Origin of the sequence: Streptomyces sp. SID13031, assembly GCF_010548305.1 — a bacterium.
Lineage (GTDB): Bacteria > Actinomycetota > Actinomycetes > Propionibacteriales > Kribbellaceae > Kribbella.
Genome location: NZ_JAAGLV010000002.1, coordinates 40,894 through 54,316 on the forward strand (window position 1 = coordinate 40,894; position 13,423 = coordinate 54,316).

The 13,423-nt window shown below is 69.6% G+C and carries 13 protein-coding genes; 11 read left to right on the forward strand and 2 right to left on the reverse strand.

Features of this window, described 5'->3' with window-relative positions:
• Positions 1-108 precede the first annotated feature (108 nt).
• Positions 109-3,021, forward strand: coding sequence for a glycosyltransferase family 2 protein (locus G3I17_RS04300; protein ID WP_164594313.1), 2,913 nt, complete (start codon positions 109-111; stop codon positions 3,019-3,021).
• Positions 3,018-4,496 carry a DUF5719 family protein gene (locus G3I17_RS04305; protein ID WP_164594315.1) on the forward strand — a complete coding sequence of 493 codons (1,479 nt, stop codon included), beginning with the start codon at positions 3,018-3,020 and terminating at the stop codon, positions 4,494-4,496. Before G3I17_RS04300 ends, G3I17_RS04305 begins: the two co-directional genes overlap by 4 nt.
• Positions 4,497-4,524: 28 nt before the next feature.
• Here the strand turns inward: G3I17_RS04305 and G3I17_RS04310 are convergent, their stop codons facing one another.
• Positions 4,525-4,971: a metallopeptidase family protein gene (locus tag G3I17_RS04310; RefSeq protein WP_203589744.1), complete on the reverse strand. Its 447-nt coding sequence runs from the start codon at positions 4,969-4,971 to the stop codon at positions 4,525-4,527.
• A 31-nt stretch (positions 4,972-5,002) separates the two neighbouring features.
• Between G3I17_RS04310 and G3I17_RS04315 the strand changes: the two genes are divergently transcribed.
• The 9 genes from G3I17_RS04315 to G3I17_RS04355 all read left to right on the forward strand — a co-directional run bounded on the left by G3I17_RS04315 (position 5,003) and on the right by G3I17_RS04355 (position 12,983).
• On the forward strand, positions 5,003-5,392 hold the full coding sequence (locus G3I17_RS04315) for a DUF3499 domain-containing protein (RefSeq protein WP_164594317.1): 390 nt from the start codon (positions 5,003-5,005) through the stop codon (positions 5,390-5,392).
• Between the two features lie 113 nt (positions 5,393-5,505).
• Positions 5,506-6,171, forward strand: coding sequence for a sensor domain-containing protein (locus G3I17_RS04320; RefSeq protein WP_164594319.1), 666 nt, complete (start codon positions 5,506-5,508; stop codon positions 6,169-6,171).
• Positions 6,172-6,279: 108 nt separating this feature from the next.
• Positions 6,280-7,368, forward strand: a complete 1,089-nt coding sequence (locus tag G3I17_RS04325; RefSeq protein ID WP_164594321.1) for a Gfo/Idh/MocA family oxidoreductase — start codon at positions 6,280-6,282, stop codon at positions 7,366-7,368.
• Positions 7,361-8,095, forward strand: coding sequence for a ThuA domain-containing protein (locus tag G3I17_RS04330; protein ID WP_164594323.1), 735 nt, complete (start codon positions 7,361-7,363; stop codon positions 8,093-8,095). Before G3I17_RS04325 ends, G3I17_RS04330 begins: the two co-directional genes overlap by 8 nt.
• A gap of 37 nt (positions 8,096-8,132) precedes the next feature.
• Positions 8,133-9,521, forward strand: a complete 1,389-nt coding sequence (locus G3I17_RS04335) for a phosphomannomutase/phosphoglucomutase (RefSeq protein WP_164594325.1) — start codon at positions 8,133-8,135, stop codon at positions 9,519-9,521.
• Complete coding sequence (locus G3I17_RS04340) at positions 9,522-9,728, forward strand: Trm112 family protein (protein ID WP_164594327.1); 207 nt, start codon at positions 9,522-9,524, stop codon at positions 9,726-9,728.
• A complete protein-coding gene (locus G3I17_RS04345; RefSeq protein WP_164594329.1) occupies positions 9,725-10,807 on the forward strand; it encodes an SIS domain-containing protein in 1,083 nt (360 codons plus the stop codon). The genes G3I17_RS04340 and G3I17_RS04345 overlap by 4 nt, the downstream gene beginning before the upstream one ends.
• Complete coding sequence (gene manA / locus G3I17_RS04350) at positions 10,801-11,967, forward strand: mannose-6-phosphate isomerase, class I (protein ID WP_164594331.1); 1,167 nt, start codon at positions 10,801-10,803, stop codon at positions 11,965-11,967. The genes G3I17_RS04345 and manA overlap by 7 nt, the downstream gene beginning before the upstream one ends.
• A gap of 56 nt (positions 11,968-12,023) precedes the next feature.
• On the forward strand, positions 12,024-12,983 hold the full coding sequence (locus G3I17_RS04355; protein WP_164594333.1) for a cation diffusion facilitator family transporter: 960 nt from the start codon (positions 12,024-12,026) through the stop codon (positions 12,981-12,983).
• A gap of 19 nt (positions 12,984-13,002) precedes the next feature.
• On the opposite strand, the gene G3I17_RS04360 is transcribed toward G3I17_RS04355, so the two are convergent.
• Positions 13,003-13,371 carry a MerR family transcriptional regulator gene (locus G3I17_RS04360; RefSeq protein WP_164594335.1) on the reverse strand — a complete coding sequence of 123 codons (369 nt, stop codon included), beginning with the start codon at positions 13,369-13,371 and terminating at the stop codon, positions 13,003-13,005.
• Positions 13,372-13,423: the final 52 nt, after the last annotated feature.

Genomic DNA, 13,423 nt, shown 5'->3' on the forward strand with positions numbered 1-13,423 from the left:
TTTGTCCACCGGGGCCCGCTGCTGTGTACAGGGTGCATCTCGGGGTCGCGTAAGGTGAGGCCTCGCCATACCAGGCCGTCACTTTCCCCTGAGGTGTCACTGCTCCGCATGGAACCAGAAGCCCCGGCCGGCTGGGAGTTCTTCGACTCAGTCGACTTCCCCACCGACCTCACCAACGACCCGATGGGTCGCGCGCCGATCAGGCACGTCGTCACCGCGGTCGTGGTCGGCCACGAGGGAGCCGCCTGGCTGCCCCGGCTGACCGAGGCGCTGTGGGCACTCGGCCGCCGCCCTGAGCGGCTGATCGCGGTCGACACCGGTTCCACCGACGAGACCGCCGAACTGCTCGCCACCATGCCCGCCGTCGAACCGGTCGTGAGCCTCTCGGCCCGGACAGGTTTCGGTACTGCGGTCGCCCGCGGCCTCGAGACGGTCGGCTTCGCGCCGGTACCGTCCGCTGTCGGCCCGTACGGCGACGACCAGCACATTCCCGTGGTCGAGTGGCTCTGGTTGCTGCACGACGACTGCGCGCCCGCTCCGAAGGCGCTGGAGCAGCTGTTGCTGCAGGCGACGATTACGCCGGACACCGGCGTCTGGGGCCCCAAGCTCAGGATGTGGCCGCGCGATCGCGAGCTGCTCGAGGTCGGCGTCACGACGTCGCTCGGCGGCCGCCGCGACACCGGCATCGAGAACGGTGAGCTCGACCAGGGCCAGCACGACCAGCCGCGCAACGTGCTCGCGGTGAGCTCGGCCGGCATGCTGGTCCGCCGCGACGTCTGGGAATCCCTGCGCGGTTTCGATCCGCGGCTGCCGATGTTCCGCGACGACATCGACTTCGGCTGGCGCGCCAGCCGGGCGGGCTTCAAGGTCGGCGTCGCACCGGACGCCGTCGTCTACCACGCCGAGGCCGCCGCGACCGGCGAGCGCGCACTGGCCGGCACTCGTCGGCACGCCTACCAACTCGACCGGGCCCACGCGTACTACACCGTCCTGGCGAACGCCCCTGGCAAGCTGCTTCCCCTGCTGATCCTCAGATTCCTGATCGGTACCTTCGTCCGCTCGGTCTGGTTCCTGATCGGCAAGACGCCGTCCGGCGCCGTCGACGAGTGGACCGCCCTGCTCGGCACGTTGCTGGCCGGCGGCTGGACCCAGGCGCGCAAGGACCGCCGCCAGCTCGACCAGGTTCCGTACGAGTCGATCAAGTCTCTCTTCTCGCGCTCGGTGCACGCGCTGCGGCACAACCTCGAGGAGACCGGCGGCACGATCACCGAGCGCCTCCGCGAGGCCTGGGCCGACGAGCCCGAGGAGCAGGTCGTCACGACCGCTCGCCGGGCCAAGAGCACGGCACGCGTCGCGCAGGATCAGCCCCGCTGGCGCCGGCAGCTGATCCGCCGGCCCTTCCTGGTGACGTGGGTCTTCCTCGCCATCGGTACGTTCATCGCCGCTCGCAGCGTGATCGGCGGCGGCGTCCTGCGTTCCACCCTGCTGCTGCCTCCGCACGAGAGCCTCGGCGCGCTCTGGCATGCGGCTGCCGCGGCGCCGCCCGGCGTCACGCCACCGGCTTGGCTGGCTCAGTTCTGGGCCTTGGCCACGGTGACTTTCGGGCCGTCCGGCGCGACCAACGTGATCCTGCTCGGCGCGGTTCCCCTTGCTGCACTAGCCGCCTGGGCCTTGCTGCGCGCCTTCGTGGTCGACCGGGTCGCGCGAGCTTGGGGCGCGGCGGCGTACGGGCTGGCGGTTTTCGCCAACGGTGCGGTCACGCAAGGGCGGCTCGGGACGTGTGTGGCCGCGATCGCATTGCCGCTGCTCGGTGCTGCCGTGCACACGGTCGCTCGGCGTCGCCGCGTGATCATCCAGGGCAGTTGGCGAGCGGCCTGGTTCGCCGGCATCTGCCTGGCCGTCTTGTTCGCGTTCACCCCGGCAGTCGGTCTGCTGGTCGGAATCACCTTGGTGGTGGCCGCGCCGCTCGGCCTCGGCTGGCGTCGTCAGGGCCGGCAGTTGGTCTTCTCAGTCGTACTCGGCCTGGTGCTCGTGCTGCCTTGGACCATCGAGCTGGTGTTGCACCCGTCCCGGTTTGGGCAAGAAGCCGGCGGCCCACCGACCGGAGCGGTCGGCCCGGGCGAGAGCCTTCCCCACCTGCTGACCGGTACGCCGCTCGGCGCGCCCGTCCCGTGGTGGTTCGCAGTACCGCTGATCCTGGTCGCCCTGTTCAGCCTGCTGCGCGAGTCTCGCCAGCGGTACGAGCTGATCGGGTGGCTCGTCGCACTGGCCGGGCTGGCCGGCACGTTGATCGCCAGCCGCCTCGGTGGCGGCAGTGGCCCGCTGATGTTCCTGATGACGGCCGGCTGGATCGTCGCCATCACCGTCGCGTGGGACTCGGTCGGGAAGTCGCGCGAGATCATCGTCCAGGCCGTGCTCGGTCTGGTGCTGGTCGCGACGCTCGTCACGGCCGGCTTCTGGCTGGTGCGTGGTGACGACGGACCGCTGCGGCGTGGGCCCGCGCAGGATCTCCCGGAGTACCTGATGTCCTCGCAGGGGCCGCCGCAGAACGCGTCGATCCTGGTGGTGCGCAAAGAGGCGACGACCGCGATGCGCTTCGCCCTGGTGCGTGACGGCGGCCCGCGGATGGGCTCGCTGGAGGCCGCGCCGAAGCCCGAGCAGAGCAAGCCGATCACCGACATCCTGTCCGCCCTCGGCGGCGGTGGTACCGGTGAAGAAGGCCGCCAGTTGGCGGGGCTCGCGATCGACTACGTCTATCTGCCGTCACCGGTCGATCCGACGTTGATGGCCACGCTCGACTCGCTGCCCGGCCTGACCAGGGCCAGCGCCGCGGACGGCGACGCCTCCTGGCTCGTCGACCGCACCAAGATCGAAGGCAAGACACCCGTGCAGGACGACGTTCGCTCCTTCTGGCGGGTGCTCGGCATCATCGCCTGGATCATCGCGTTGATCTCCTGCCTGCCGACAGCCCGCCGTACGGTCGCGGTACCGCGCGGGACGCATGCAAGGAGGGTGTCGTGAGCGGCCTGCTATCGGACCTGCGGATCAGGGTCGGGGCCTGCGTCCTCGCCATGGCGGTGGCCGGCGGACTGGGCGTCGTCACGCATCCGAAGGAAGCGGTCACGCGTCCTGAAGGCACCGGCGGCCCGACCCGCACGATCGTGAACCGTACTGCGCTGAGCTGCCCGGCGCCCGGCCCCGGCGGCAAGATCCAGAGCTCGGTCGATGCCGTCTCGCCGTACCTGCCCAAGGACACCCCGATCGCCGACGGTGCGGCGACGCCGTTGTCGATCGGGCCGCTGCCGGCCACGTCGGACCCGATCGGCTCGGTCCTGGTCCGCGGCAAGATCGCCTCGACGGCGAAGACCGCGAAGCCGGAGCCGCTGGCCATCCAGGGCATCGGCCCGCTCGCGGCCGGCACCGTCGGTACCAGTACGACGACGTCGACCGAAGGTGTGAACCGGGGGATGGCGAGCGTGCCCTGCGAGATTCCGGGGTCGGAGTTCTGGTTCGTCGGCGCGAGTGGCGCGACCGGCCGGCGCGACATCCTGGAGCTGACCAACCTCGACAGCATCAACGCCGAGGTCAACATCACCGTCTACTCGGCCAACGGCCTGCTTGACCTGCCGAACGCGCGGGGCATCGTTGTACCGGCCCGTGGGTCCACCCAGGTGTACCTGAACCTCCTGGCGCCGAAGAGGCGGGACCTGGCGTTGCACGTCGAGTCCAGCGGTGGCCGGGTGTCGCCGGCGCTGCGCGACAATGCGACCAACGGCAAGAACCCTGCTGGCGTTGACTGGATCAACCCGTCGGCCCCGCCGGCCACCTCGCTGGTCGTTCCCGGGATCGCGCCGGGCAAGGGCACCCGGATCCTGACGCTGGCCAACCCCAGTGACCTGCAGGCGTCGGCAACGCTGACCGTGAACGGACCCAACGGGCCCTTCAAGCCGGCCAACCTGTCGACCATGCAGATCCCGGCGGGCACGGTGAAGTCGATCCGGCTCGACGCCGTACTGCTGGGAGATCCGTCCGCGGTGACCGTCAGTTCGGATCAGCCGCTGACAGCGTCCACGCGCACCATCGACGCGAGTGGGACGGACTTCGCCGTCATCGGTTCGGCCGAGGCGTTGACCGGACCGGCATACCTGGTGCTGCCTGCGCACACGGAGCCCGCGCAGCTGCAGATCACCGCACCGAGCAAGACGGCCAGCGTGCGGTTCGAGCTGCGTGACCTGGCCGGCAAGACCCTCGCGTCGCGCTCGCTCGACGTGGTCAACGGGGCGACCACGATGATCCCGTTCAAGGCGCAGCCGCGGCCGACGTACCTGATGGTCGAGCAGGTCAAGGGCTCGGTGGTCGCGGCGGTGACGTTGATGCCGCCGGCCAAGCCCGATGACGACGACGTGGCGATGGTGGCGGCGTGGCCGCTGACCACCTCATTGGTCTTCCGCGCTCAGCTCGGCGCGCAACCCGACGTACAGGCTGCCCTCAAGTAGCCCTGCCCTCGAGTAGCCCGGCGGTGGTTCAGTCTTCGTCGATGTCGAAGTCGGGATCGATCTGCTCCGGCGCCAGCGCCAGTACGTCGGCGAGCTCCAGCACGAGCGCTGACCGGACCAGCCAGGCCAGGCTGGTGCCGGACCGCTCGGCGCGCAGCTCGATCGGGCGGCGGAACACGACGATCCGGTAGGGCTCGTGCGACGTGCCGCCGGTGGAGTGGGTGAGCGGGATCTCGCCCGCGTGCAGGTCGAGGTTCGGAACGTCCTCGATCGCGAACTCGACCCGCGCGACGACCTGCGGCAGCCGCTTCTCCAGCCGGGTCACCTCGATCGCGACGACCTCGTCGAACTGGGCCGCGGCGGACCGCTGCAGGGGCAGTCCGCGCGGGGCGAAGCTGCTCGGCCGGCTGATCGGCCCGAGCATGCCGCGCCCATGGCGGTCGATGTGCCGTCGATGACGGCGAGCCTCGGTCACGCGATCAGCCTAGTGGGGGTAGCGTCTGGACGTGAGCATCGCCAGGATCTGTTCGCGCGCCGCCTGCCATCGGCCGGCGGTGTCGACGCTCACCTACGTCTATGCCGACTCGACCTGCGTGCTGGGCCCGCTCGCGACGTACGCCGAGCCGCACTGTTACGACCTCTGCGCCGACCACGCCGAACGGCTGACCGCGCCGAACGGCTGGGAAGTGATCCGGCTCGCTCCGGATCCGGCCGCCTCCGGTCCTTCGGACGACGACCTCGAAGCGCTCGCGAACGCGGTACGGGACGCTGCCCGGCCATTGCCACCGGCGCCTCAGCCCGCCCCCGGAGCTTCGGTCGAGGTGACCCGTCGCGGCCACCTTCGGGTACTGCGGGATCCCGACGCCTCACCGTCGGGACACACTGACCAAGGCTGACTCGTCGGCCGCTCCGGTCACGGAGTCATTTCTCCGCTCGCGGAGCCTGAACTCCATGCCGGCCTTCGCTGTCCCATGCCCCGAGGAGAACCTCACCAAAGGGATGGGAAGACATGAAGCGAATCGGCAAGTATTGGGCTGTGGCCGCCGGACTGTCGGTGGTCGGCCTGGTAGCAGGGGCGTCCGCCGCCACGGGCGCGACGACTGGATCCACTCAGGCCACGAACGCGTCGTCGGCCAGCGCGACGACACTGAATCGGTCGATGTTGCTGACCGTCGGCCAGGTGAGCCAGGCCGATCCTCGGCAGGGCTGGTCGGTTCAGCGCGATACCGGGATCCTGCCGCGGACGTTCTGCGGGCCGGCCTCGCAGGAGGGCAAGCTGGTCGCGCAGCGGCTGGCCCGCGGCTACTCCGACGACATGTCGAAGACCGGCGCGCAGTACCTGACCCGGTACAACTCGCCGGCCGCGGCGAAGGCGGCGTACGCCTCGGTGGTCACCGCGGTGAAGGGGTGCAAGGGCGCGAAGCCGCCGAGCCGCACGCACGCTCGCAAGCTCACCGTGACCAGTGTCAAGGCCGGGGACGCCACCACGATCCTGCGGTGGTACGACTACCCGCTGCCGAACGACCCGGGCAGCGAAGCAGGCACCTTCCCGTACGCCGTAACGCTCAAGGGCAACACGGTGTCGGTGGTGGCCTTCTGGGGCTACGGCGCCGGGGTCAAGCCGGCCAACTTCCAGAAGCTGGCCGTCGCGGCCGCGGCCAAGCAGCCTCGCTGACGTCGCCGGACCATTGCCCCAATGCTCGCCCGAGCACGGAGGCAATGGTCCGTTTCGTAGCGTGGGACGGGGTTGACCACGTTGTCAGGCAATGACAAGACTCGGGCTGTGAACGATCAAAAACTACGAGTCGGAGTGGTCGGTCTCGGTTATGCCGGACGGACCGCGCTGGAAGCGTTCTCGGAGTTGCCCGACGTCGAAGTGGTGGCGCTCGCGGGACTCGAGACGGACATCCTGAAGAGTCTCGGCGCCACCCATCGGGTGCCCAGCCTCTTCGAGAAATGGGAGGACCTGATCGCCCTCGACGGCCTGGACGCCGTCAGCATCGGTACGCCGACGCAGCTGCACGCGCCGATCGCGCTGGCGGCCCTGGAGCGCGGGCTGCACGTGCTCTGCGAGAAGCCGCTGGCCCGTACGGTCGCCGAAGGGACCGCGATGGTCGCAGCCTCGAAGAAGGCCGGCCGGGTGCTCAAGGTGGTGTTCAACCACCGCGAGCGGGGTGACGTCGCCACGCTGAAGCACCAGATCGACGAGGGGCTGCTCGGCCGGATCTACTACGCCAAGGCGCACTGGATGCGCCGCAACGGCATCCCGGGGATGGGTGGCTGGTTCACGAACCGCGAGCTGTCCGGTGGCGGCCCGCTGATCGACCTCGGCGTCCACATCCTCGATATGGCGCTGCACCTGATGAACGAGCCGAAGGTGACCACGGTCAGCGCGAGCACCTTCGCCGAGCTCGGCCCGCGTGGCCGGGGCAGTGTGAGCAGCGTGGTCCGGCCGACCGTCGACGCGCTCGGCGCGAAGTTCGAGGTGGAGGACCTGGCCACGGCATACCTTCGGCTCGAAGGTGGTGGCGCGCTGCAACTGGAGACCAGCTGGGCGACGTACCGGGCGCCGGGTGACAACTTCGGGATCGAGCTGTTCGGCACCGAGGGCGGCGCCAAGATCGACGTCCAGGACTACACGAACACCGACACGCTGAAGATCTTCACCGACGTCGGCGGTATCCCGGCCGAGGTCCGGCCGGCCACCGGACCTGGGCTCGGCCACCGCGCGGTGGTCAGCGAATTCGTCGCCATCGTGCTGAGCGGCGACTGGTCGGCCCACAACGGCTCGGAGGCGCTCGCGCGTACCCAGGTCATCGACGCCGCCTACGCCTCGGCGAAGGCCGGACGAGAGGTAGTACTCCATGATTAAGGTCACCGTCTGGGGCGAGAACGTCCACGAGCAAGACGATGCCGCGGTCCAGAAGATCTACCCGGACACCATGCACGAGACCATCGCCGCGGGGTTGCGCTCCTTGCTGGGTGAAGAGGTCACGGTCCGTACCGCGTGGCTGCAGCAGCCTGAGCACGGGCTGACCGACGAGGTACTCGCCGACACCGACGTGCTCACCTGGTGGGGGCACCGTGCGCATGGTGACGTCGACGACGCAGTGGTCGACCGGGTCCAGCAGGCAGTGCTCTCGGGGATGGGCCTGATCGTGCTGCACTCGGCGCACTTCGCCAAGATCTTCAAGCGGCTGATGGGTACCACCTGCTCGCTCGACTGGCGCTCCGAGAACGACCGCGAGCTGCTCTGGACGGTCGCGGCCGGCCACCCGATCGCGGCCGGCATACCGCATCCGCTGGTGATCCCGCAGGAGGAGATGTACGGCGAGCTGTTCGACGTACCGCAGCCGGACGAGCTGGTGTTCGTGAGCTCGTTCTCCGGCGGCGAGGTCTTCCGCTCCGGCTGCTGCTACCGCCGCGGTCAGGGCCGGGTCTTCTACTTCCGCCCGGGCGACCAGGAGTACCCGACCTACCACCAGCCCGAGATCCAGCGGATCCTCGCCAACGCCGTCCGCTGGGCCGCCCCGGCGACCGAACGCAAGCTCCCCGACGTCCACCACCGCGCAACACCCGGCTGGTTCGAAACAGCCTGAAACACGAGGTCGGGGTGGGGCCAGATAAGGTCCACGCATGGCTGATGTAGCTGCGATCTTCAAGGCGTATGACGTACGGGGTGTCGTTCCGGACGAGCTGGACGAGGCGGTGGCCCGGGCGACCGGGGCGGCGTTCGTCGAGGTCCTGGATGTCCTCGCCGGTCCTGGAGCCGTGGTGATCGGCTACGACATGCGTCCGTCGAGCCCGGGGCTGGCCGCCGCCTTCGCCGAGGGGGTGACCAGCACCGGGGTCGACGTGATCGACATCGGCCTGGCCTCCACCGACCAGTTGTACTTCGCCTCCGGGCGACTGCAACTGCCCGGTGCGATGTTCACGGCCAGCCACAACCCGGCCAAGTACAACGGGATCAAGATGTGCCGCGCGGGCGCCTCGCCGGTCGGCTCGGAGTCGGGCCTGCGCGATATCGCCGACCTGGTCGCCAAGACGCTGATCGACGGTCTCTCCCCGGTCCCGGTCCCCGGGCACGTCCGGCGCAAGGAGCTGCTGACGGCGTACGCGGACCACCTGAACGACCTGGTCGGCCTGACCGGCATCCGGCCGCTCAAGGTCGTCGTCGACGCGGGCAACGGGATGGGCGGGCACACCGTGCCGGCCGTCTTCGCCACCGGCCCGGTCGAGATCCTCCCGCTGTACTTCGAGCTGGACGGCAACTTCCCGAACCACGAGGCCAACCCGCTCGACCCGAAGAACCTGGTCGACCTGCAGGCCAAGGTGCGCGAGACCGGCGCCGACCTGGGGCTGGCCTTCGACGGCGACGCGGACCGCTGCTTCGTGGTGGACGAGAAGGGTGACGCGATCTCGCCGAGCGCGATCACCGGCGCCGTCGCCGTCCGCGAGCTGGCCAAGCACCCCGGCTCGATCGTCCTGCACAACCTGATCACCTCCAAGGCGGTGCCGGAGCTGATCGCCGAGCACGGCGGGGTGCCGGTGCGGACCCGGGTCGGCCACTCCAATATCAAGCAGAAGATGGCCGAGACCGACGCGGTCTTCGGCGGCGAGCACTCCGCGCACTACTACTTCCGGGACTTCTGGCGGGCCGACACCGGCATGCTCGCGGCGCTGCACGTGCTCGCGGCGCTCGGTGAGCAGGACAAACCCGCCTCGGAGCTGTTCTCGGTCTACGAGCGCTATGTGGCCTCCGGCGAGCTCAACAGCCAGGTCGCGGACGCCGCCGCCACGGTTGCGGCCATCGAGGACACCTATGGCGACCGTGAGGGCATTACCGTTGACCATCTGGACGGTCTGACGATCGACGCAGGTGAGTGGTGGTTCAACGTCCGTGCGTCGAACACCGAGCCGCTGCTGCGGCTGAACGTCGAGGCCGGGGACGCCGCCACCATGGAGCGTGTTCGCGACGAAGTACTGGCCCTGATCACCGGTGCACCGGTGGAGGAGAAGAACTAGATGCCTGTGAACCTGGACCCTGACCTGTTGAGCATCCTGGTCTGTCCGAAGTGCCGGTCGGAGTTCCGCGTGGACGACGAGGCGAGCGAGCTGGTCTGTACCAACGCGACCTGCGCGCTGGCCTACCCGGTCCGCGACGACATCCCGGTGCTGCTGATCGACGAGGCGCGCGAGACCAAGGATGCTGAGGCAGAAGAGAACCGATGAGCGTCTTCGACGATTCGCGGCTGGACGACCCGGCAGCCCTCCAGGCCTCCGACCACTTGCTGCGCCGGCTCGCCGGTGCGGGTGCCCGGGTGCGAGCCGAGCTCGAAGCCTCCGAGGAGGCGCTGTCCCAGCTGTCCACTGATGGCTTCCGCCCGCGGGCGATCGTCGCCGCCGGCCGGGACGCCCGGCTGGTCCGTGCGGTGCTGGAGCCGGTCTGCCCGGTGCCCTTCGTGGCCTGGCCCGGTCCGGGTCTGCCGGGCTGGACCAGCCCTCTCGACCTCGTCGTCGTGCTGGGCGGTTCCGACGATGATCCAGGAGCTGTGTCGGCCGCGTCCGAGGCTGTCCGGCGTGGCGCGGGACTGTTGGTCGCTGCGCCGCCGGACTCGCCGGTGGCACAGGCTTCGGCCGGCTCGCGGCACGCAGTACGGCTGCCGTCGCAGTCGGACGACCAGTTGGCGGCAGCTGTCGCAGTGCTCCAGGGGTTGCACCAGATGGACCTCGGCCCGGCCGTTGACGCCAAGGCCGTGGCGGAGATGCTGGACGAGGTCGCCATCGAGTGCTCGCCCAACAACGACCTGGCGTCGAACCCTGCGAAGGACTTGGCGCTGATGCTGGCTGACGCGCTACCCCTGGTCTGGGGTGGCTCTGTGCTGGCCGCTCGTGCTGCACGTCGGGTAGTGGAGGCTGTGCGGCTCGCCAGTGGCCGTCCGGCGCTCGCAGCCGACTGTGGCCACCTGCTGCCGGTGCTGGCCAACCAGCCGCCGCGGGACGTCTTCGCCGACCCCTTCGACAAGCCGGAGGAGCTTCGGCCCGGTCTGGTCATCCTGGACGACGGGGTGGAGGACGCCGGTGTCGCCGAGCACCGCCGCCAGCTCGTGGAGAAGGCCGAGCGTCACGACGTGCGCGTGCACGTGGTGACCCAGGCGAACGGGACGGACGTGGCCCGGTACGCCGCCCTGACGCAGCACGGCCGATACGCCGCGGCGTACCTGGGCATCGGTCTCGGCCGCTACGGCACCCCTCGGGACGACCAGGCTCCGGCGACTCCGGGCAACCCCGCGGAGGATCCGGCGTGGTAGTTCGGCTCCAGAACACCATCCGGGACTATGCCTGGGGATCGCGGACCGCGATCCCCGAGCTGACCGGGGTGGAGCCGGACGGCACGCCGCAGGCAGAGCTGTGGATGGGCGCGCACGAGTCGGCGCCCTCCGTACTGCCGTCGGGCGAGTCGCTGTTCGAGCTGGTGTCGGGGGATCCAGCCGGGGTGCTGGGGGAGGAGACCGCTGCTGCTTTCGAGGGGCGGTTCCCGTTCCTGGCGAAGATCCTGGCGGCCGAGCAGCCGTTGTCGATCCAGGCGCATCCCTCGCGGGCGCAGGCGATCGACGGCTATGCGCGCGACGAAGCGGCCGGGATTCCGCGGGATGCCGGTGACCGGAACTACAAGGACGCCTGGCCCAAGCCGGAGATCCTGATCGCGCTCGGACCGTTCGACGCGTTGGTGGGCTTCCGGCCACTGGCTGCTTCGATCGCGTTGCTCGAGGCGCTGGATGTGCTTGACGAGCTGCGGAAGCTGCTGATCGACGGCAAACTGCAGGAGGCGTTCACGACGTTCATGAGCACCGACCGGGACGCGATCCGTCCGTTGGTCGCTGCTCTGGGTGCTGCCTGCAGTGGGTACGAGGGTTCTGCTTTTGCGCTGGAGACCGCGACGGTGGCCCGGTTGTGCGAAGAGTTCCCGGACGACCCGGGCGTGCTCGCCGCGGTGTTGCTGAACCGGGTGCGGTTGGAGCGGTTCCAGGCCGTCTACTTGCCGGCCGGCAATGTGCACGCCTACCTGCACGGCACCGGGTTCGAGGTGATGGCCAACTCGGACAACGTGTTGCGAGGCGGCCTGACCCGCAAGCATGTCGATGTGCCGGAGCTGGTCTCCGTGGTCGACTTCGAGCCGCTGCCGTCGCCGGTGCTGGCCGGGACCGAGGTCGCACCTGGCGTGACGGCGTACGAGACCGGCTGTGAGTACTTCGCCGTCCGGCGGCTGGATCTGGTCGGCGAGGCGGTCGAGGTAGCCGCCGGTGGGCCGCGGATCGTCGCGTGTGTTGACGGATCGGTGACGGTAGGTGCCGATGGCACCGAAGACACCGTGGAGTTGTCCGCCGGACAGTCCGCGTTTCTCCGCGGACCCGAAGGACCCTGTACTCTGCGTGGTTCCGGCACGGCGTTCGTCGTGTCCGCTCGCTGATCCCCCCTGAACTGACCCCCTGAACTGATCCCTGAATCGTCCGGAGGACAACGGAAATGGCTGGTGGCGGTAACAAAGCCGTCGTCGCGGCGCTGCTGGCGAACACCGGTATCGCGGTCACGAAATTCGCGGCCTGGGGGCTGACCCAGTCCGCCTCGATGCTGGCCGAGGCGATCCACTCCCTGGCCGACGCCGGGAACCAGGTGCTGCTGCTGGTCGGCGCCAAGCGGGCCAAGCGGGACGCCGACGAGCTGCACCAGTTCGGTTTCGGCCGCGAGCGGTACGTGTACTCCTTCATCGTCGCGATCGTGCTGTTCAGCGTCGGCGGGCTCTTCGCGCTCTACGAGGGCTACCACAAGGTGCACGAGCCGCACGCGATCGAGCACTGGAAGTGGGTGCCGATCGCCGTCCTGCTGGCCGCGATCGTGATGGAGTCGCTGTCGTTCCGGACCGCGATCGTCGAGGCGAACAAACTGCGCGGTACGACGTCGTGGGTGCGGTTCGTCCGCAACGCGCGTGCTCCCGAACTGCCGGTCATCCTGCTCGAGGACTTCGCCGCCCTCGCCGGTCTGGTGCTGGCGCTGATCGGCGTCGTCCTGACCCTTGCCACCGGCAACGGAATCTTCGACGGCCTGGGCTCGATGGCGATCGGCGCGCTGCTGGTCTGCGTCGCGATCTTCCTCGCGATCGAGATGAAGTCCCTGCTGCTGGGCGAGTCGGCGACTCGCGAGGCGCAGCAGAAGATCGTCTCCGCGATCGAGAACACGCCCGGCGTCCAGCGCCTGATCCACATCCGCACCCTGCACCTGGGGCCGGAAGAGGTCCTGGTCGCCGCGAAGCTCGCCGTCGCCCCGGACGCCGACGCGGCCGCCATCGCCGAAACGATCAACGCGGCCGAACGAGCGGTCCGCGAAGCTGAACCGATGTCCCAGCACATCTACCTGGAACCCGACATCTACGCCGAGAACTACACGCCCGACGAGCGCCCGACGATCCCCGAGGCGCCTTCGCACTGACCCAGTTGCTACGCGCTGTTCAGCGCGGCCGGTTGTGCGGCGGGGGCAGCGTGCCGCTGCGGCCGAGCCAGCGCAGGGCGCGCTCGCGGTCGATCTCGGCCGCGCTCGGTGGTGCGCTGAGCCGTCCCGTGCGGTAGCCGAGATCGCGGAGGTCGGCGGCGACGGAGGGCTCGGCGAGGGCCTTCAGCGCGAAGGCGAGCGCCGCCGGCGTCACGTCGTACCGGCGTTCCAGTTCGAGCGCGAGGCGGACGGCGGCGAGGTCGCGGCCGTCGTACTGGCGCTGGGTGTTGCGCGCGGCGCGGGAGCTCGGCAGCAACCCGAGCGCCTCCCGGTAGCGGAGCATTCGGGGGGTGGTACCGAGGCTCTTCGCTGCTTCCGTGATGCGCATGACAGCAATCCTGACATTTCAGTGTCAGAAATGCCGACCCGGCGGTCCGCCA